Raw genomic sequence first — 20,152 nt, 5'->3', positions numbered from 1 at the left:
AAGTGGGATATAGTGGTAAATTGTGGTAATATTTTTTATATTTTTGCTCTACATCATTTAAAACTTTTTGATTGGATACAATTATTGGAACATATGAATGTAAAGTCGATGCTAAAGGGAGGTTGCTGTTGCCAGCGCCTTTAAAAAAGCAATTGGCTGCTTCACTTCAAAACGGTTTTGTTTTGAAGCGTTCCGTCTTTCAACCATGTCTAGAGTTGTATCCTATGAATGAATGGGATTTGATGATGCAAAAAATCAATAAACTGAATCGGTTCGTGAAGAAAAACAATGACTTTATCCGCAGATTTACTGCTGGGGTTAAAGTGGTTGAAATAGATGCTTTAGGTAGGTTATTAGTGCCAAAGGATTTGGTGGTATTTGCAAGTATTGCTAAGGAAGTTGTGTTTTCATCGGCAGTGAATATTGTTGAGATTTGGGATAAAGATTTATACGAAAAATCAATAAATGGTGAGGATGTTGATTTTGCAGATTTAGCAGAAGAAGTAATGGGAAATATAAATGACGACGACAATGGAATATCATAATCCGGTTTTGCTTCAGGCATCAGTAGATGGTTTAAATATTAAGCCAGACGGCATTTATGTAGATGTGACTTTTGGCGGTGGAGGACATTCGAAAGAAATTTTGAAAAGACTCGGGCCAAACGGAAAGCTGTTTGCTTTCGATCAGGATGAAGATGCTTTGGCGAATGCCTTGCCTGATGAAAGGTTTACGCTTATTAATGAGAATTTCCGTTTTATAAAACGGTTTTTGCGTTTTTATGGTGTGAAAAGTGTTGATGGAATCTTGGCAGATTTAGGAGTTTCGTCTCATCAATTTGATGTTCCTGAAAGAGGTTTTTCTACTCGCTTTGATGCGGAGTTGGATATGAGAATGAGTCAGAAAAATGATTTGAATGCCTATCGGGTTGTCAATGAATATGATGATGTGAATTTAAAAAGAGTGTTCTTGGATTATGGTGAATTAAAAAATGCACCTGCTTTGGCAAGAACAATTATAGAAGCCAGAGAAGAACAGCCAATCAAGACGACTGATGAATTGAAAGAGGTCTTGGCGAGATATTTACCAGAAAGAGTTCGAAATAAAATATTAGCTCAAATCTATCAGGCTATCCGAATTGAAGTGAATCAGGAAATGGATGTTTTGAAAGAATTTTTGGAACAATCCTTAGAAATATTAAATCCTGGCGGAAGATTAAGCGTGATATCATATCATTCATTAGAAGACCGTTTGGTGAAAAGATTTATGAAAAACGGAATGTTTGAAGGGGAACCTGAGCGTGATTTTTTTGGTAATTTTTCTGTGCCATTTAAAACAGTTGGTAAATTAATCGTTCCGGATAATGCTGAGATAAAAGAGAACAACAGAGCAAGGAGTGCCAAATTGAGAATTGCCGAAAAGATATAATTAGTCATAAAAATGAAAAACGGAGTTTACAGCCTATTGAAAGCGCGGTTTCTTATAAATGATGATGCGGTAAAAAACTGGCGGTTTATTGTTTTTGTAATCCTATTGGCGATTGTAATGATTGCCAATACACAGCGATTTGAGCAGAAAGTTTTTCGGATTGCAGAGTTGACAAATCAGGTTAAAGAGTTGCGTTCAGAATTTGTGGACAGACGCTCAGAATTAATGAAATTAAAAATGGAATCAACTGTGTCTCAAAAAATGATAGAGAAAGAAATTTTTCCGTCAACAGTTCCTCCAATAAAAATAAAAGTTAAAAAAGAAGAAGAAAAAAGCTTTTTCAAAAAAATATGGCAGTAGAAGATAAATACATATCGTACAGAATTTATCTGGTTGCATTCGCTATCTTTTTGATGGCAATTGCTATTGCTGTAAAGTTGACAAATATTCAATGGGTCGAAGGTGATTATTATAGAAAATTAGCCAAGGAAAGAACCGTTAAGAATTTTGTGATTCCAGCAAATAAAGGAAATATTTATTCTGCCGACGGAAGTCTTTTGGCTACTTCTATTCCTAATTATGAAATACGTTTTGATGCTGTTGCTCCAAAAGCTGAAGCATTTGAAAAAAATGTTAAATCATTGTCAGATTCGTTGGCTTCAGTTTTAGGAAAACCATCTAATTTTTTTGAAAACGAATTAAGAAAAGCCAGGGCAAATAAGAACAGATATTATTTAGTTGCCCGTAAATTAAGTTATACCCAGTATTCTAAAATCAAAGGGTTTTCGTTGTTTAATTTGGGAGCTTACAAGGGCGGAATTATAATTGAACAAGAAACGGTAAGAGAACACCCTATTGGCAAAATTGCTGAAAGAACCATTGGTTACGATAGAATTGACGAAAGTGGTCAATTAAAACGAGTAGGAATAGAAGGTGCTTTTGGAAAATATCTAAACGGAAAAGACGGTAAAATTTTAAAACAAAAAATTGCAAAAGGACAATGGAAACCCATTCGTGATGTAAACGAAGTTGATCCGCGAGATGGATATGATGTAATTTCAACTATTGATGTTTACATACAAGATATTGCGCATCATGCCTTGTTGAAACAATTGGAAGAATATGGCGCTGAACACGGTTGTGTAGTGGTTATGGAAACCAAAACAGGTCAGGTTAAAGCAATTTCTAATTTGGGAAGAGACGAAAAATCTGGTAACTACTACGAAACTATAAATTATGCTGTTGCAGAATCTCACGAGCCAGGTTCTACATTCAAATTGGTGGATATGATTGCGCTTTTGGATGATAACAAAGTCGATACATCTAAGGTTTACGATAGTCATGGTGGCGTTATTACTTACAGAGGAGATAAAGTTCGTGATTCGCATGAAGGTGGATATGGGAAAATTTCGCTTGGAAAAGGCTTTGAAGTTTCTTCCAATACTATTTTAGTTCAAGCTGTTGTAGAAAATTATAAAAATAATCCACAACAATTTATCGATAGAATAAATAAAATGGGTTTGAATAAACCTCTTGGATTGCCCTTTCAAGGTGAAGGAAAACCTATTGTTCATCAAACATCAGATAAAAATTGGAATCCTAATATTTTACCATGGATGGCTTTTGGATATAGTGTAGCAATGACACCTCTGCAAACTTTGACTTTGTATAATGCTGTTGCAAATAATGGAGAAATGGTAAAACCACAATTCGTTTCAGAAATTAAAGAATGGAATAAAACCATCAAGAAATATGATAAACAAATTATCAATCCGAAGATTTGTTCTGATGGAACTATCAAAAAACTAAAAGCGTTGTTGTCAAATGTGGTAAAAAGAGGAACAGGCGCAAAGCTATATTCTAAAGATTTTTCTATGGCAGGAAAAACAGGAACAGCGCAAGCTAATTATGGAAAAAATGGCGGAAATGACAAACATTATATTTCATCTTTCGTAGGGTTTTTTCCTGCTGAACATCCTAAATATTCTTGCATTGTTGTTGTTCATGCACCAAATACATCTATGAATAATTATTATGGAGCGGATGTTGCCGGACCAGTTTTTAAGAGGATTGCGCAAAAGATTTTCACAGATGCGCCTTCAACAAATGAGATTAAAAACCTAAATAGAAAAATACAAAAACAAGAAAATAATTATGATTCTTACTTTGTAAAATCAGAAAAGAAGATGCAATTAATTCCTAATGTGAAAGGAATGTCAGGGATGGATGCTGTCGCTTTATTAGGCAATTTGGGCATAAAAGTTAAGGTTACAGGAGTTGGTAAAGTGAAAAAACAATCACTTGCTGCGGGTCAGAATATTGTAAAAAATACAACTATACTATTGGAATTATCATGAGTATATTAAAAGATATATTGTATAAAGTAGCTATCGAAGCCGTAAAAGGCTCGACGGATATTGCCATTAATAAAATGGATTTCGATTCTAGAAAAATCGAGACTAATGATATTTTCGTGGCTATTCGTGGTTCCATTTCTGATGGACACGATTTTATAGAAAAAGCAATTGAGCTAGGAGCTGTAGCGGTTATATGCGATACATTTCCAGAGAATATTGCCAAAGGAATTACCTATGTTCAGGTAAAAGACACGAATTCTGCCTTGGCATTTATGGCTGCAAATTATTTTGGAGATCCTTCACAAAACTTGAAATTAGTTGGAATTACAGGTACAAACGGTAAAACTACCATTGCTTCTTTATTGTACCAATTATTCAAAAAAGCGGGTTATAAAGTTGGTTTACTTTCTACAGTAAAAATTTTAGTTGACGATGTTGAATATAAAGCGACTCACACGACTCCAGATTCAATTACTATAAATCATTATCTAGCTGAAATGGTTGAAAACGGGATTGAATACTGTTTTATGGAAGTGAGTTCTCATGGGATTCATCAAAAAAGAACCGAAGCATTGCATTTTGTTGGCGGTATTTTTACCAATTTGTCGCACGATCATTTGGATTACCATCCCACGTTTGCAGAATATAGAGATGTAAAAAAATCGTTTTTCGATAATTTGCCTAAAACAGCATTTGCACTGTCCAATATTGATGATAAAAATGGTCAAGTGATGTTACAGAATACTGTGGCTAAAAAATTGACTTATGCCTTAAAATCATATGCTGATTATAAAGCGCAAATTCTTGAAAATCAACTGTCAGGTTTGTTGTTAAAAATAAACGGAAATGAAGTTTGGGTAAAACTGATAGGAACATTTAATGCATATAATTTATTGGCAATTTATGGTACTGCGGTTGAACTTGGAATGGATAGTCTGGAAGTACTTCGATTGTTATCCGATTTAGAAAGTGTTTCAGGGCGTTTTCAATTTATTGTTTCTGCTTCAAATATTACGGCAATTGTAGATTATGCGCATACGCCGGATGCCTTAGAAAATGTGCTAAAAACCATTAATGACATTCGTTCAAAAAACGAACAATTAATCACGGTTGTAGGTTGTGGAGGAAATAGAGATAAAACCAAACGACCTATTATGGCTGGCATTGCATCTGAGTTGAGTGATAAAGCAATTTTCACTTCGGATAATCCAAGAAATGAAGACCCAGAAATTATTATTGCTGAAATGGAACAAGGTGTTGCTCCTCAGAATTATAAAAAAATGTTGACTATAACCGATAGGAAACAAGCCATAAAAACCGCATGTCAATTGGCTCAGCCCAATGATATTATTTTAATTGCCGGGAAAGGGCATGAGACGTATCAGGAAATAAATGGTATTCGTCATGATTTTGACGATATGAAAATAGTTAAAGAAATATTAGACCAACTCCATAAATAGAAAAATATGCTGTATTACTTATTTGAATATTTAGACAAAATATTAGATGTTCCAGGAACAGGTGTTTTTCAATACATCACTTTTAGATCTGCGTTAGCGTTGATGCTTTCGTTGTTATTGTCTACAATTTATGGAAAAAGAATCATACGCTTTTTGCAAAGACAACAAGTGGGGGAAACCGTTCGTGAACTTGGTTTAGCAGGTCAGAACGAAAAAGCGGGTACGCCAACAATGGGAGGCTTAATTATCATATTTGCCACTCTGGTTCCAGTTGTACTTTTTGCAAAACTGCATAATATTTACATTGTTTTATTGATTGTAACCACACTTTGGATGGGGACAATTGGTTTTATAGATGATTATATTAAAATTTTTAAGAAAGATAAAGAAGGTTTAAAAGGAATATTCAAAGTTGTAGGACAAGTAGGTCTTGGTTTAATAGTAGGAACTGTTCTTTATTTTAGTCCTAGTGTAACGGTTCGTACGGATACTTCAACATCAGATATTTTTAGAGTGCCAACAGAAACCGTGATTTTACCTGCTCCAGTTGAGGAAAAATCTACTGCTACGACAATTCCGTTCTTTAAAAATAATGAATTTGACTATGCTGAATTATTAGCATGGACAGGTGAGGGATATGAAAAATGGGCTTGGTTGATTTTTATTCCGGTTGTAATTTTCATTATTACGGCAGTTTCTAACGGTGCTAATTTAACGGATGGTATCGATGGACTTGCCGCAGGGACTTCTGCTGTTTCAGTTCTGGCGTTAGGAATATTTACGTTCGTTTCGGGGAATATAATTTTTTCCAATTATTTGAATATTATGTACATCCCTAATTCGGGGGAAATGACGGTTTTTATTGCCGCATTTGTAGGGTCATTGATTGGATTTCTTTGGTACAATTCGTATCCGGCATCGGTTTTTATGGGTGATACAGGAAGTTTGACTATTGGTGGAATTATCGCTGTTTTGGCAATTGCCGTTCGAAAAGAAATGCTGATTCCTTTATTATGCGGAATTTTTCTGGTCGAAAATTTATCTGTGGTTTTACAAGTAAGTTATTTTAAATATACCAAGAAACGCTTTGGCGAAGGCCGAAGAATATTTCTAATGTCACCTTTGCATCATCATTATCAGAAGAAAGGCTATCACGAAAGTAAAATAGTAACTCGATTCTGGATTGTTGCCATAATGCTGGCCATATTATCAATTGTTACCTTAAAATTGAGATAGTATGAGGCTAGTAATTTTAGGTGGTAGCGAAAGTGGTGTAGGTACTGCTATTCTGGGCAAGAAAAAAGGATATGAAGTTTTTGTATCTGATTTTGGAAAGATAAAAGGGAATTACAAAGAGGTTCTTATCATTAATGGAATAGCTTGGGAAGAGGAAAAGCATACCGAAGATTTGATTTTGAATGCTGATGTAGTTATGAAAAGTCCCGGAATTCCAGATAAATCTCCAATAGTGAAGAAGCTTATAGAAAAAGGAATTTCAGTATTGTCAGAAATTGAGTTTGCGGCACCTTTTACAGATGCAACCATAATAGGGATAACCGGTAGTAATGGAAAGACAACTACAACAATGCTTACGCATCATTTGCTAAAATCAGCAGGATTAAATATAGGACTGGGAGGAAATATTGGAAAGAGTTTTGCCTGGCAAATAGCAGATAATAAATACGATTCTTATGTGCTGGAGTTGAGTAGTTTTCAATTAGACGGAATCTTAAATTTTAAGCCACATATTGCCATTATTACAAATATTAGTCCAGATCATTTAGATCGATACGATTACAAATATGAAAATTATATTGATGCAAAGTTTAGAATTACGATGAATCAAACTGAGGAAGATTACCTCATTTATGATGCCGATGACGAGGCCATTGCAGAATGGTTTAAAACACATACAACAAAAGCCAAATTAATTCCTTTTTCATTGACAAAAACTTTCAGCGAAGGAGCTTATATAAAAAACAACAAAATGGAAATTTCAATCAATCAAGAAGAGTTTACAATGGACACAGAACATATTGCCTTAGAAGGAAAACATAACATGAAAAACGCAATGGCAGCAACCTCTGTGGCAAAATTGATGCAGATTAGAAAATCTACAATACGTGAAAGTTTATCTAATTTTCAGGGAGTAGAACACCGTCTTGAAAAAGTATTGAAAATTCAAAATGTACAATACATAAATGATTCAAAAGCAACTAATGTAAATGCTACTTTTTTTGCTTTAGATAGCATGAATACACCTACAGTTTGGATAGTAGGAGGTGTTGATAAAGGAAATGATTACAATGAATTAATGTCATTAGTTCGTGAGAAAGTAAAAGCTATTATTTGCCTTGGTGTGGATAATAAAAAAATAATTGATGTTTTTGGTAATGTTGTAGACATTATGATTGAAGTGGATAATATGAATGATGCTGTGAAAATGGCACAACGATTATCAGAAAAAGGGGATACAGTTTTATTGTCACCAGCTTGCGCCAGTTTTGATTTATTCGAAAGCTACGAAGACAGAGGAAAACAATTCAAACAAGCAGTTAAGAATTTATAGAAAAGTTTAATGTTTAAAGTTTAAGGTTGAGCAACTTTAAACTTTAAACAAAATGAAACTTTAAACAAATAAAAAATGAAACAACTAGTCAACAATTTAAAAGGAGATAAAGGGATTTGGTCATTCGTGGCCTTATTGGCCTTGTTTTCATTTATGCCTGTTTTTAGTGCTAGTAGTAATTTGGCTTACATCGGTCAAGGAAACGGAAATACATTAGGCTATTTGGTTAAGCATATCGTGCATATTTGTATTGGTTTCACCATTATTTTTATGGTCCATAAAGTGCCTTATCACTATTTCAAAGCTGTTTCTAAAGGAGCGTTGTATATTGTTTGGGTACTATTAGCCTACACGTTAATAAAGGGAACCGTTATTGCTGGTGCCAATGCCAGTCGATGGATTCAGGTGCCATTTATAGGGGTTACGTTTCAAACTTCAACATTGGCAGCAATGGTGTTGTTTATTTTTGTAGCGCGTTATTTGTCTAAAACCAGAGAAGTTCCTATTTCTTTTAAATCTTCTATTTGGGAGCTTTGGTTGCCGGTATTCATTACTTTGGTATTCATTCTTCCAGCCAATTTTTCTACTACGGCATTGATATTCTCTATGGTGCTGATGTTGGTTTTCATTGGGAAATATCCGTTGCGTTATATTGGAATTATAGTAGGTTCAGGAATAGTTTTTCTTGCATTTTTTATCCTTGTTGCTAAAGCTTTTCCGGATGCTTTTCCTAACCGTGTCGATACATGGATTAGTCGTATTGATAATTTTACAAGTGATAAACCCGATGAAGATGATTATCAAATAGAGAAGGCTAAAATTGCGATAGCTTCCGGTAAAATATACGGATTAGGTCCAGGAAAAAGTGTTCAAAAGAACTTTTTACCTCAATCTTCCTCCGATTTTATTTTTGCCATAATCGTTGAAGAATATGGACTTATAGGTGGTTTAGGAGTGTTGACGTTGTATTTATTGTTATTGTTCCGATTTGTAATAGCATCGCATAAAGCCAATTCACTGTTTGGTAAATTAGTAGTTGTAGGATTGGGTTTCCCCATGATATTTCAGGCAATGGTTAATATGGCAGTTGCAGTTGAATTATTACCTGTTACTGGGCAAACATTGCCTTTAATCAGTAGTGGAGGAAGTTCCATCTGGATGACTTGTTTTGCACTTGGGATCATCATTAGCGTTACGAAAAAAGAAGAAGAAATTGCCCAAGAAATGAAAGATACTGCCAAAAGAGAAGAGGCACTTCAAAAATTAATTGACAGGGAATTAGAAGAGGAACAGGTTGTGGCTGAGAATTATTCGATTGAAGATAAAGCTAAGAATCCAATGCATGCGGTTTTAAATAAATAAGTCGTTTTTGAAAATTAGAAATTAATAACAATGAAACAGTATAAATTCATATTAAGTGGTGGCGGAACGGGAGGACATATCTATCCTGCAATTGCTATTGCAAATGAATTAAAATCTCGTTTTCCTGATGCGGAATTTCTTTTCGTAGGTGCCAAAGACAAAATGGAAATGCAAAAAGTACCTCAGGCAGGGTATAATATTAAAGGACTTTGGATTTCAGGATTACAGCGTAGACTGACATTTGACAATGCTCTTTTTCCAGTTAAGTTGCTTTCAAGCTTATTAAAATCCAGAACAATAATCAAACAGTTCAAGCCAGATGTGGTTATTGGAACAGGAGGTTTTGCAAGCGGCCCGTTACTACAAGTAGCCGCAATTGCAGGAATTCCAACAGTGATTCAGGAACAAAATTCCTTTCCGGGAATTACCAATAAACTGTTGAGTAAAAAGGCGAATAAAATTTGTGTTGCTTATGAAAATCTGGAACGCTTTTTCCCAAAAGAGAAAATGATTTTGACTGGAAACCCAGTCCGTCAGGATTTAATTGACATTGAAAGCAAAAGAGAAGAAGCAATTCAATATTTTAATTTAGATTCAAATAAAAAAACATTATTGGTTCTTGGAGGAAGCCTTGGAGCGAGAAGAGTAAACCAATTAATCGAAAAAGAGTTAGTCAATATACTTGCTCAAAATGTTCAGGTGATTTGGCAATGCGGAAAGTTGTATTTAGAAGATTACAAAAAATATAATTCCACAAATGTTCAGGTAGTCGCTTTTATTGAAAGAATGGATTTAGTGTATGCTGCGGCAGATGTTGTTATTTCTCGTGCTGGTGCTTCATCTGTTTCGGAGTTGTGCATTGTGGGTAAACCAGTAATTTTTATTCCGTCCCCAAATGTTGCCGAAGATCATCAAACTAAAAATGCTCAAGCCATAGTCGATAGAAAAGGAGCTTTAATGTTGAAAGAATCCGAACTTGATTCAGAATTCGGCCTTGTTTTTGAAGTCTTACTGAAAGATCAAGGAAAGCAAAATCAGCTGAGTGAAAATATAAAATTATTGGCCATGCCAGAAGCAACAAAACAAATTGTTGATGAAATTGTAAAGCTAATTAGATAGAAATAAAAAAGATAATATACCAAAGACTCAAAATAAAATGAACTTAAATCAAATACATAACGTCTATTTTATCGGAATCGGAGGCATTGGGATGAGTAATTTGGCTCGTTATTTCAAGAACCTGGGCAAGAACGTCTCAGGTTATGATAAAACACCATCGGCTCTTACCAATGAATTAATAGCAAGTGGAATTTCAATTCATTTTGAAGACAGCATTGATGCGATTCCTAAAGATTTTTACTTAGAAAATACGTTGGTGATTATTACACCGGCAGTTCCAAAGACGCATTTAGAGTGGAATTATTTCTTGGAGAGAGATTTTCAAGTTAAAAAACGCGCAGAAGTTTTAGGGATAATTACAAAAGATACTTTTTGTTTTGCAGTTGCCGGAACACATGGAAAAACAACTACATCAGGAATTTTAGGACATATTTTGAACGAAAGTGGAGCTGATGTTACTGCTTTTATTGGTGGAATTGTTGAGAATTATAATTCGAATTTAATAGGAAGCGGAAAAACAATAACTGTTGTTGAAGCAGATGAATTTGATCGTTCGTTCTTGCACTTGCACCCTAATATTGCCTGCATAACTTCTATGGATGCGGATCATTTGGATATTTACGGAACCAGTGAAGCGATTGAAGAATCTTTTCTTGAATTTGCTTCGAAAATAGAAGATAAAAGCAATCTTTTTATAACAAAAGAATTGCCACTAGAAGGTGTTACCTGTGCTGTAAACGAAGATGCGGTTTTCAAAGCTTTTAACGTTAGAATAGGAAATGGCAGCTATGTTTTTGATGTGCAAACACCTACGGAAGTAATCAAAGATTTGCATTTTGGCTTGCCAGGAAGACACAATTTAATGAATGCATTAATGGCTATCGCAATGGCAAAATTATTCGGCACCCCAACCGATGCCATTGCAAAAGCCATTACTTCATTCAAGGGAATAAAAAGAAGATTTTCTTATCAGATTAAAACAGAAGCTAAGGTTTATATTGATGATTATGCACATCATCCAACGGAGATAAATGCAGTGCATCAGGCGGTTCGAGAATTGTATCCAAACCAAAAAGTTTTGGCGATTTTTCAACCTCATTTGTTTAGTAGAACGAGAGATTTTGCTGATGATTTTGCCAAAAGTTTATCGGCTTTTGATGATATAATTTTACTGGATATTTATCCGGCCCGTGAATTACCAATGGAAGGAATAAACTCACAGTGGCTGATGGATAAAATGACTAATAGTCATAAAAAAATAGTAGCTAAAGACGATTTGATTGCCACAATTTTAGCAAGTGATGCAGCTATTATTGTAACAATTGGAGCAGGAGATATTGGAGAATTAGTACCATCAATTAAAAAAGCGATAAATGAAACTCTTTAATTGGACAAATATTCGATTAATACTGATGTTTGTGTTGGTAATTTTTCTGTTTTCGTTTACGTCAAATCGTAATGAAAATAGAAAATTGACTAAATCGGTTGTTATTTTTGTAGGAGATAACGCTCCTTTTGTAAAGCAAGAAACGGTTAATAAATTGTTAATAGAAAATAAAAAAGATGCATCAAGCATTCAAAAAGTTAATTTAGATTTGAATAAACTGGAAACAACTCTCGATACACAAGAAATGATTGAAAAATCAGATGTATTTGTGAGTATTGATGGTGTGTTAAAAGCAGTGGTGAAACAAAAAACTCCTATTGCTAGAGTTTTTGACAATAACGGTTCTTTTTATATTGATTACGAAGGAAATAGAATGCCATTGTCAACTAATTTTACAGCTAGAGTTCCACTTGTTTCAGGGGGAATAAATAAAAAAAATAACGAAGATTTATCCGATTTATTTCGCTTAATCTATGACGATGCGTTTTTGAAAAAAAACATCATCGGAATTCAAATTATGCCTAATGGAAGCTTAAAAATGCTCAATAGAAATTTTGAATATCAAATTGATTTTGGTAGAATGATAAATGTGGAGCGTAAATTCAGGAATTATAAAGCTTTTTTTCAAAAAGCGGTTTTAGATAGTTCGTTGTATAAATATAAAAAAATTGACCTCCGATTTACGGAACAAGTAGTTTGCACTAAATAATAGATAATGGAAAAAGAGAATATTGCAGTAGGTCTAGATATTGGGACAACTAAAATAGTTGCCATGATAGGCAAGAAGAATGAGTATGGGAAACTAGAAATTTTAGGTGTAGGTAAATCTAAAAGTTTAGGTGTGGCTAGAGGCGTTGTAAATAACATCACTCAAACCATACAATCAATACAGCAAGCGATTCAAGAAGCCGAAAATAATTCAGGCTATAAAATAAAAGACGTAGTAGTAGGAATTGCGGGACAACACATCCGTAGTATTCAACATACAGATTACATCAGCAGAAGCAATCCCGAAGAAGTAATTGGAGGGAACGATATTCAGCTTTTGATTGACCAAGTGAATAAATTGGCAATGTTACCTGGCGAAGAAATTATACATGTTTTGCCACAAGAATTTAAAATTGACGGACAATCAGAAATCAAAGAACCTATAGGAATGTATGGTGGAAGATTAGAGTCTAGTTTTCATGTTGTAGTAGGGCAAGCTTCATCGATTCGTAATGTAGGTAGATGTATTCAAAGTTCAGGAATAGAATTGTCAGGCTTGACATTAGAACCATTGGCTTCGGCTGATGCCGTTTTGAGTCAGGAAGAAAAAGAAGCTGGAGTTGCGCTTATCGATATCGGTGGTGGAACAACAGATTTGGCTATTTTCAAAGATGGTATTATTCGTCACACAGCGGTAATTCCTTTTGGAGGAAATGTAATTACTGATGATATCAAAGAAGGATGTTCTATCATTGAAAAGCAGGCTGAATTATTGAAAGTGAAATTTGGATCAGCTTGGCCAGGAGAAAATAAAGACAACGAGATTGTTTCTATTCCAGGATTAAGAGGTAGAGAGCCAAAAGAGATTTCTTTAAAAAATCTATCTAAAATAATTCATGCACGTGTTGTGGAAATTGTGGATCAAGTATTCACGGAAGTGAAAGCCTATGGACACGAAGATCCTCGTAAAAAATTAATTGCAGGAATAGTACTTACTGGTGGTGGTGCACAATTGAAACACATCAAACAGTTAGTGGAATATATTACTGGGATGGATACTAGAATTGGATATCCAAACGAACATTTAGCTGGAAATTCAGATGAGGAAATTTCAAGTCCTTTGTATGCAACTGCAGTTGGATTAGTAATGAAAAGCATTGAGAATAAAACACAAAGTGCGGTAAGAATGGATGCTATAGAACAACCGAAAGCTCCGGTATATAGGCAGCCAGTAATTCAAAATCCGGTAGTGAATGAAATAGTAGAGAAAGAGGAAGAAGAAGAGGAGCAAAACTTAAATGAGAAACATAATTCTACGGTAAACAGGATACAAAGAAATTTCTTTGACCGTTATGTAGATAAGATTAAGGATTTCTTAGATAATGCAGAATAGGGCAGTGCCCAGAAAAACACAATAATTAATAATAAATATCAAAAACCAAATAAAATGATGAGCAACTCAGAATTTGGAAGTATTTCATTTGATTTACCAAAGAACCAATCAAATGTAATAAAAGTTATTGGTGTAGGTGGAGGCGGAAGTAACGCTATAAATCACATGTTTAAACAAGGAATTAAAGGCGTAGATTTTATCGTATGTAATACGGATTCTCAAGCCTTACAGAGCAGTTCTGTGCCTAATAAAATTCAGTTAGGAGTACATCTAACTGAAGGACTTGGTGCTGGAGCTAACCCAGATGTAGGACAGCAATCCGCTATTGAAAGTATTTCCGAGATTGAAAAAATGTTGGATAGAAATACTAAAATGGTATTCATTACTGCCGGAATGGGTGGTGGAACTGGAACTGGAGCTGCACCTGTAATTGCACAATTGGCTAAAGAAAGAGACATTCTTACTGTAGGGATTGTGACATTACCTTTCTTATTTGAAGGGAAAGTACGTCAGGAACAAGCGTTAATTGGTATTGAAAAATTACGCAAACAAGTCGACTCTTTAATTGTTATCAATAATAATAAATTAAGAGAAGTATACGGGAATCTTGGTTTCAAAGCAGGATTTTCAAAGGCTGATGAAGTTTTGGCAACAGCCTCAAGAGGTATTGCCGAAGTAATTACGCATCACTATACTCAAAATATCGATTTAAGAGATGCTAAAACAGTATTGTATAACAGCGGAACGGCTATTATGGGATCATCTGTTTCTTCTGGTGAAAATAGAGCTAAGGAAGCTATTGTTGCTGCTTTAGATTCTCCTTTGTTAAATGATAATAAAATTACTGGTGCCAAAAACGTATTGTTGCTTATCGTTTCTGGAACTAATGAAATTACAATTGACGAAATTGGAGAAATCAATGATCATATTCAAGCTGAAGCAGGGCATAATGCAAATATTATCATGGGGGTTGGTGAAGACGAATCACTTGGGGATGCTATTGCAGTTACCATTATTGCTACAGGTTTTGACATTGAACAACAAAACGAAATCGTAAATACTGAGCCAAAAAAAATTATACACACATTAGAAGATGAACAAAGAAGTGTTCATAATCTAAGTAATAAAACGGTTGCAGCTTTTGATTTAAATACAGAATCACCAGCTTCAAATTCAAACGAAAGAATAGTTTTTGATTTATTAGAAGATACGGTTGTTGCTCCTGAACCAGTGGTAACGTCACCAACTATTAATAAAGAAGAATTGATGGTAATGTCTGAGTTTATTAAAAATTTAGACGTGACTTTCGAAATTGTTTCTCCTATTACTGATATTGATTTTACAATTTCATCTCCAGTAGCAGAAGTAAAAGCAGTTCAGCCAAAAGTTATCGAAAGACAAGAGCAAACGACTTTCTCTTTTGATTTACCACTTTTTAAAGCAGAACCGGTAGCACAAGTTGAGGAAAACAAAGTAATGTTTGAATTGACAAGTGAAACTCGTGATATCAAAGTAAACGAAGCAGTTCAATTTGTTCCAGTAACAGAATTGAGTGATAATGGAATTATCAAATATTCTCTTGAAGAGTATATGGAGCCAGAACATGATTTCATGGCTAAGCCAGTTGCTAAAACTCCAGAAGTTGTTATTCCGGCAGAATTAAACATCACAATGAAACAAGTTGATACATCAGTAAATACACCTGTTGACTTTGATGCTATTTCTCCTATGGAAATGACAATCGAGGAATCATTGAGAATGAGAGCTGATGAAAGAAGAAAAAAATTAAAAGAATTCAATTATAAGTTTCATAATAATGTTTCTAAAATTGATGAATATGAAAAAGAACCGGCTTACAAAAGATTGGGAATAGACATCTCAAACAATCAAGCCAATAATACAAATTCGAGAATTTCTGTGGGAACAGACAGCAACAACGATTTGCAGTTGCGTTCTAACAACTCTTATTTACATGACAATGTAGACTAACTAACTCAAACCAAAATGAGGTAGCCCGAAAATTCATTTAATTTTCGGGTTATTTTTTTGTCGTTTTGAGCAACAAAGCAATCTATTGTTAATTACAGTAAATTTCTTTAATTTTGTCGGGCCTTAATCCAGCTGTCGTTTCAAGCTTTTTATCAAAAACGTTTTTTCTACTCACGAAGCTTCGGGACTGGGGCAGAACAGAATCGTTTTCAAAATAGCATTTCAACAATCGATTCAACAAGCAATCGATTAACCAAATTAACAACAAAGAATATGAGTTTATCAGTACAAATCATGGACGAAATGAAAAACGCCATGAGAGCCAAAGATACAGTTGCATTAGAAGCTTTAAGAGCTATTAAATCTGAAATCCTATTAGCGCAAACAGCATCAGGATCAAAAGAAGAAATAACGGAAGACGATGAAGTTAAATTACTTCAGCGATTGGTAAAAACCCGTAAGGAAAGTGCTAGAATTTTTACAGAGCAAAACCGTTTGGATTTAGCTGAACCAGAATTAGCACAAATTGCAGTAATAGAAAAATTCTTACCGGCACAATTAAGTGAAGCTGAAGTAGAAGCAGTGATTGCAAAAATTATTGCAGAAACTGGTGCATCAGGAATTGCTTCAATGGGAAAAGTGATGGGATTAGCAGCAGCTCAATTAGGAGGAACAGCCGAAGGAAAAACTATTTCTACAATAGTTAAAAAATTATTGACATAAATCTTTGGATTCAAGGTTAACGATTTTAGTTCATAAATCTAAAATCGTTAATCAGCAATCTAAAATCAAATGGCTGCGTAGTTCAACTGGATAGAATATCAGATTTCGACTCTGAGGGTTGCAGGTTCGAACCCTGTCGCGGCCACTGAATATTGTAAAAGCCTGTAAAATTTATATTTTACAGGCTTTTTTGTATATAATAAAGAATAAGATCTTCAATAAATTGGTCTAGATGATAGCTTATTAATGATTTTAGATATGAATAGCTTTAGGTGTTTAGACAGCCGAATCTTTTTGATTTAAAATTCTGTATTTAATATGTATTTTGTCTAAATGTCATTTGTGAAAAATAGGGAATTGTTGCCGGTTTAAAACTCAATTGAGGAACTATTTCCTTTTCCTTTAATTAATTTGCATTTTTTTGTTATATTTTTAAATAGTTTTTAAAACACTAATGATATGATTTTTTTTATATTTGTTTTAAAATTACTGGAGAATATCATTAAAAAAAAATATTTTCAACTCAGCCTCTTCATATTCCTAATTTAGGTATACTATCTAAAATAGTTGACGATTTCTTTACTTTTGACTATAAACTAAATTGTTAGCATTAATTAGCTAATAATATACTATAACCAACCAATCATTATGATAAGAAGTATCTTTTTTATACTGCTTTTAAGTTTCGTTTTAATACAGAGTTCTTGTAACTCATCAGACAAAGATAAAAGTAAAATTTCTATAGGATTTTCACAAAGTATTGATCATGATATTTGGAGAAAAACAATGGATCATAGTATGCAAGTAGAGGCCTCGCTTCATCCAGAAGTTAACTTGACCATTTACAATGCTAATCGTAGTGCAAAAAAGCAAATTCATGATCTTGAAAGATTTATTGCTGATAAAGTGGATGTTATTATTGTTTCTCCTTTTGAATCGGACTCAATTGTTCCAGTAATAGAGAAAGCTAGAGAAAAAGGAATTCCAGTAATTATGGTGGATAGAAAGGCAAATACTCCAAATTATACCGCATTTTTAGGAGCAGATAACATTGAAGTTGGGCGATTAGCTGGTAAGCATATTGCTTCAATTTCCAACGGACATGCTACTGTGGTTGAAATTGATGCAGATTTAAAAACATCCCCTGGTCTTGAAAGAAGTATAGGATTTCAACAAATGGTTAAGCAATTTCCTGGAATTAAAGTTATTATTACAGACTCTAATGACTTTGGGAATCCTAAATCAACTTTTGGTAAATTATTAGACAGTTTGCCAAATATAGATTATGTCTATTCTTTTAATGATTTGATTGCTTATAATGCATGGAAAATTGCCAAATCAAAGGGTCTAGAAAATAAAATAAAATTTATTGGGGTCGATGGACTTAATGGACCATTTGGAGGGATTCAACTTGTTCAGGACGGAATACTGGAATCTACCATTTTATATCCGACGGGAGGAAGCGAAGCTATCAAATTGGCAATGAAAATAGCGAATCAAGAGATTGTTCCCAAAAATAATAAACTCAATACCATATTGATAAATTCTCTCAATGCAGATATTATGAGTAATCAATTTGATAAAATATCAAAGCAACAACTTGATATTGAGGAACAACAGGGCGTTATAAAAAGTCAAGAAGAGAAGTATTCCGGTCAGAGCAATCTTTTAAAACTTTTATTTTTTCTATTTATATTGGCACTAGGTTTAGCTTTTTTCAGTATTTATTCCCGAATAACAATAAGTCGTAAAAAGATTGAATTAGAAGAGAGAAATAAAAAAATTAAAAGCCAAAGAAATGAAATTAAAAAGTATTCAGAAGAATTAAAACAAAGTAATGAAGCTCGTTTGAGTTTTTTTATGGGTTTATCTCATGAATTCAAAACGCCTTTGACTTTAATTTTAAGTTCTGTCGAATCTTTGGGCAGTGAACTCAAAACCAAAGGGAGTTCAGTAAATAAAGAAATTAATTTGATGTATAATAATTCTAGAAGGTTGCTCCGACTAATCAATCAATTATTGGATTACAGAAAAGTAGAAGACAAAAAATTTATATTAAGAGCTTCAAGTACTAATTTATTAGATTTTTCAAAAAGTATTATTGTAGATTTTGAAAGAGAGGCAAAGAAACTCAATATCGATTTTTCCTTGATGTCAAATAATCCTGAACTTGAGGTATATATTGATCGTAATTTAATGGATAAAGTCTATTTTAATTTATTATCAAATGCTTTTAAATTCACACCAGAAAATGGAAAAATAACAATAAAAATAAATGAAGATAAAACTAATAATGTAGTTAAAATTTCATTTAAAGATTCAGGAATAGGAATCCCGGAAAACGAATTAAATCAAGTTTTTAATGCCTTTTACCAAGGGTCTAATAATTATAGAAATAGCTCAGGGGTTGGGCTGCATTTGTCAAAAAGTTTTATTGATTTGCATAAGGGAACAGTAGAAATTGTTTCTAAAAATGGGACCGAATTTATAATAACATTGCAGTTAGGAAAAGCACATCTTGACGAAAAGAATATTCTAAAGAATCCGGTTTTAGAAATAATTAATCAAACAGATTATTTAGATGAAGAAGTGATTCAAAGTTCAGAGTACAAAACTAATGAGGATAAATATTCTGTTTTGTATATCGAAGATAATAAGGATTTGTCTGATTTTATTTCAAATAAATTGTCTGTAGAGTATAATATTTATACCTCTAATGGATTTGATGCTATTGAACAATCTTTAGAAATAATACCAGATGTTATTATTTGTGATTTGAACTTACCTGGAAAAAACGGTTTTGAAATATGTCAAATTTTAAAGAAAGATCTTAGAACTTCACATATTCCAGTTTTGATTTTGACCGCCTCAGATGATCCGGATTCTTATTTAAAAGCATTAGAGAGTGGCGCTGATTTATTTTTGACAAAACCTTTTAATTTAAAAGTGTTGTCTCAATCTATAAAAGGATTGCTATTTAATAGAGAGAAACTTCGATTTTATTATACCAATAATATTTTAAATATTGAGGATGGCGAATTTGGTGTTTCTGAACAAGATTTTCTAAAAAAGTTGAATGATCTTATTGAAAAAAACTTGGATAATTCTGCTTACACTGTTGAAGATCTTGCGCGAAGTTTAACTATTTCTCGGGTACAATTGTATCGAAAAGTGAAAGCTATATTAGGAATTAGTGTCAGTGACCATATAAATAATATGCGATTAGATAAATCAAAGGAGCTGCTGAAAAAGTCAGAATTAAACATTTCAGAAATTGCCTATGCAGTGGGTTTCTCTTCACCAAATTATTTTTCAACTTCCTTTAAAAATAAATTTGGAGTTACACCTAAAGAATATAAAAGTAAAAAGTAGATTGTTTTCTATGCACCCATTTTCTTTCTGATTAAAATAGCGTAACATAATTGTACTTTATGTAACATAAGAGCAACTACAACGAAGTAGTTGCTCTTTTTTTTAGTTGTAATTACTTTATATATAAGTGATTAGTGTTTTTTTAATAACTTTTAAAAGCATTGAATGAAAAAGAAACATTCTCGAGATAAAAGCTAAATTTTTACGAATATATTAGTAATTCAATTTCATTTTTTTAATTGATTATAAATTACCTCTGTAAAAAAGTCAGAGAACGATTAATTA

Annotated in this window: 15 protein-coding genes and 1 tRNA gene; all 16 read left to right on the top strand. The window is 33.4% G+C overall.

Annotated elements, in window-relative coordinates; all coding sequences use genetic code 11:
• Positions 1 to 71: 71 nt before the first annotated feature.
• The 16 genes from mraZ (at position 72) to ACNQF8_RS01400 (ending at position 19,867) form a co-directional block, all read left to right on the top strand.
• On the top strand, positions 72 to 545 hold the full coding sequence (gene mraZ, locus ACNQF8_RS01475; RefSeq protein WP_417950509.1) for a division/cell wall cluster transcriptional repressor MraZ: 474 nt from the start codon (positions 72 to 74) through the stop codon (positions 543 to 545).
• Positions 520 to 1,428, top strand: a complete 909-nt coding sequence (rsmH, locus tag ACNQF8_RS01470; RefSeq protein WP_315206745.1) for a 16S rRNA (cytosine(1402)-N(4))-methyltransferase RsmH — start codon at positions 520 to 522, stop codon at positions 1,426 to 1,428. The genes mraZ and rsmH overlap by 26 nt, the downstream gene beginning before the upstream one ends.
• Positions 1,429 to 1,440: 12 nt before the next feature.
• Entirely contained in the window at positions 1,441 to 1,788 is a 348-nt protein-coding gene (locus ACNQF8_RS01465) for an FtsL-like putative cell division protein (RefSeq protein WP_417950508.1), read from the top strand.
• Positions 1,779 to 3,785 carry a penicillin-binding protein gene (locus ACNQF8_RS01460; protein ID WP_417952772.1) on the top strand — a complete coding sequence of 669 codons (2,007 nt, stop codon included), beginning with the start codon at positions 1,779 to 1,781 and terminating at the stop codon, positions 3,783 to 3,785. The genes ACNQF8_RS01465 and ACNQF8_RS01460 overlap by 10 nt, the downstream gene beginning before the upstream one ends.
• The gene (locus ACNQF8_RS01455; protein WP_417950506.1) at positions 3,782 to 5,245 is read left to right on the top strand and encodes a UDP-N-acetylmuramoyl-L-alanyl-D-glutamate--2,6-diaminopimelate ligase; all 1,464 of its coding nucleotides are present in this window, start codon (positions 3,782 to 3,784) and stop codon (positions 5,243 to 5,245) included. Before ACNQF8_RS01460 ends, ACNQF8_RS01455 begins: the two co-directional genes overlap by 4 nt.
• A 6-nt stretch (positions 5,246 to 5,251) precedes the next feature.
• Positions 5,252 to 6,481, top strand: a complete 1,230-nt coding sequence (gene mraY, locus ACNQF8_RS01450) for a phospho-N-acetylmuramoyl-pentapeptide-transferase (RefSeq protein WP_417950505.1) — start codon at positions 5,252 to 5,254, stop codon at positions 6,479 to 6,481.
• A 1-nt stretch (position 6,482) separates the two neighbouring features.
• The gene (gene murD / locus ACNQF8_RS01445) at positions 6,483 to 7,814 is read left to right on the top strand and encodes a UDP-N-acetylmuramoyl-L-alanine--D-glutamate ligase (protein WP_417952771.1); all 1,332 of its coding nucleotides are present in this window, start codon (positions 6,483 to 6,485) and stop codon (positions 7,812 to 7,814) included.
• Between the two features lie 75 nt (positions 7,815 to 7,889).
• Positions 7,890 to 9,176: an FtsW/RodA/SpoVE family cell cycle protein gene (locus ACNQF8_RS01440; protein ID WP_315206763.1), complete on the top strand. Its 1,287-nt coding sequence runs from the start codon at positions 7,890 to 7,892 to the stop codon at positions 9,174 to 9,176.
• A 30-nt stretch (positions 9,177 to 9,206) separates the two neighbouring features.
• Positions 9,207 to 10,295, top strand: a complete 1,089-nt coding sequence (gene murG / locus ACNQF8_RS01435; RefSeq protein WP_417952770.1) for an undecaprenyldiphospho-muramoylpentapeptide beta-N-acetylglucosaminyltransferase — start codon at positions 9,207 to 9,209, stop codon at positions 10,293 to 10,295.
• Positions 10,296 to 10,332: 37 nt separating this feature from the next.
• Positions 10,333 to 11,682 carry a UDP-N-acetylmuramate--L-alanine ligase gene (gene murC, locus ACNQF8_RS01430; protein WP_417950502.1) on the top strand — a complete coding sequence of 450 codons (1,350 nt, stop codon included), beginning with the start codon at positions 10,333 to 10,335 and terminating at the stop codon, positions 11,680 to 11,682.
• A complete protein-coding gene (locus tag ACNQF8_RS01425; RefSeq protein ID WP_417950501.1) occupies positions 11,669 to 12,391 on the top strand; it encodes a cell division protein FtsQ/DivIB in 723 nt (240 codons plus the stop codon). Before murC ends, ACNQF8_RS01425 begins: the two co-directional genes overlap by 14 nt.
• A 6-nt stretch (positions 12,392 to 12,397) precedes the next feature.
• Complete coding sequence (ftsA, locus tag ACNQF8_RS01420; RefSeq protein ID WP_417950500.1) at positions 12,398 to 13,783, top strand: cell division protein FtsA; 1,386 nt, start codon at positions 12,398 to 12,400, stop codon at positions 13,781 to 13,783.
• Between the two features lie 54 nt (positions 13,784 to 13,837).
• Complete coding sequence (ftsZ, locus tag ACNQF8_RS01415; protein WP_417950499.1) at positions 13,838 to 15,772, top strand: cell division protein FtsZ; 1,935 nt, start codon at positions 13,838 to 13,840, stop codon at positions 15,770 to 15,772.
• Positions 15,773 to 16,045: 273 nt separating this feature from the next.
• Positions 16,046 to 16,495 (top strand): GatB/YqeY domain-containing protein, encoded by a 450-nt coding sequence (locus tag ACNQF8_RS01410; RefSeq protein ID WP_417950498.1) that lies wholly within the window; start codon positions 16,046 to 16,048, stop codon positions 16,493 to 16,495.
• 71 nt (positions 16,496 to 16,566) lie between these two features.
• Positions 16,567 to 16,640: transfer RNA gene (locus ACNQF8_RS01405), tRNA-Arg, on the top strand.
• 503 nt (positions 16,641 to 17,143) lie between these two features.
• A complete protein-coding gene (locus tag ACNQF8_RS01400) occupies positions 17,144 to 19,867 on the top strand; it encodes a hybrid sensor histidine kinase/response regulator transcription factor (RefSeq protein ID WP_417950497.1) in 2,724 nt (907 codons plus the stop codon).
• Positions 19,868 to 20,152: the final 285 nt, after the last annotated feature.

Origin of the sequence: Flavobacterium labens (assembly GCF_048286755.1) — a bacterium.
In the GTDB taxonomy this organism is placed as follows: domain Bacteria; phylum Bacteroidota; class Bacteroidia; order Flavobacteriales; family Flavobacteriaceae; genus Flavobacterium.
This window is presented reverse-complemented; position numbering and strand designations above follow the sequence as displayed.

Excerpts from the sequence above, each read along its gene's own strand:
- murG (WP_417952770.1), top strand. The coding sequence starts at position 9,207 with ATGAAACAGTATAAATTCATATTAAGTGGTGGCGGAACGGGAGGACAT.
- ACNQF8_RS01455 (WP_417950506.1), top strand. The coding sequence starts at position 3,782 with ATGAGTATATTAAAAGATATATTGTATAAAGTAGCTATCGAAGCCGTA.
- rsmH (WP_315206745.1), top strand. The coding sequence starts at position 520 with ATGACGACGACAATGGAATATCATAATCCGGTTTTGCTTCAGGCATCA.
- mraY (WP_417950505.1), top strand. The coding sequence starts at position 5,252 with ATGCTGTATTACTTATTTGAATATTTAGACAAAATATTAGATGTTCCA.
- murD (WP_417952771.1), top strand. The coding sequence starts at position 6,483 with ATGAGGCTAGTAATTTTAGGTGGTAGCGAAAGTGGTGTAGGTACTGCT.
- ACNQF8_RS01425 (WP_417950501.1), top strand. The coding sequence starts at position 11,669 with ATGAAACTCTTTAATTGGACAAATATTCGATTAATACTGATGTTTGTG.
- ACNQF8_RS01465 (WP_417950508.1), top strand. The coding sequence starts at position 1,441 with ATGAAAAACGGAGTTTACAGCCTATTGAAAGCGCGGTTTCTTATAAAT.
- ACNQF8_RS01440 (WP_315206763.1), top strand. The coding sequence starts at position 7,890 with ATGAAACAACTAGTCAACAATTTAAAAGGAGATAAAGGGATTTGGTCA.
- ftsA (WP_417950500.1), top strand. The coding sequence starts at position 12,398 with ATGGAAAAAGAGAATATTGCAGTAGGTCTAGATATTGGGACAACTAAA.
- ftsZ (WP_417950499.1), top strand. The coding sequence starts at position 13,838 with ATGATGAGCAACTCAGAATTTGGAAGTATTTCATTTGATTTACCAAAG.
- ACNQF8_RS01400 (WP_417950497.1), top strand. The coding sequence starts at position 17,144 with ATGATAAGAAGTATCTTTTTTATACTGCTTTTAAGTTTCGTTTTAATA.
- ACNQF8_RS01460 (WP_417952772.1), top strand. The coding sequence starts at position 1,779 with ATGGCAGTAGAAGATAAATACATATCGTACAGAATTTATCTGGTTGCA.
- murC (WP_417950502.1), top strand. The coding sequence starts at position 10,333 with ATGAACTTAAATCAAATACATAACGTCTATTTTATCGGAATCGGAGGC.
- ACNQF8_RS01410 (WP_417950498.1), top strand. The coding sequence starts at position 16,046 with ATGAGTTTATCAGTACAAATCATGGACGAAATGAAAAACGCCATGAGA.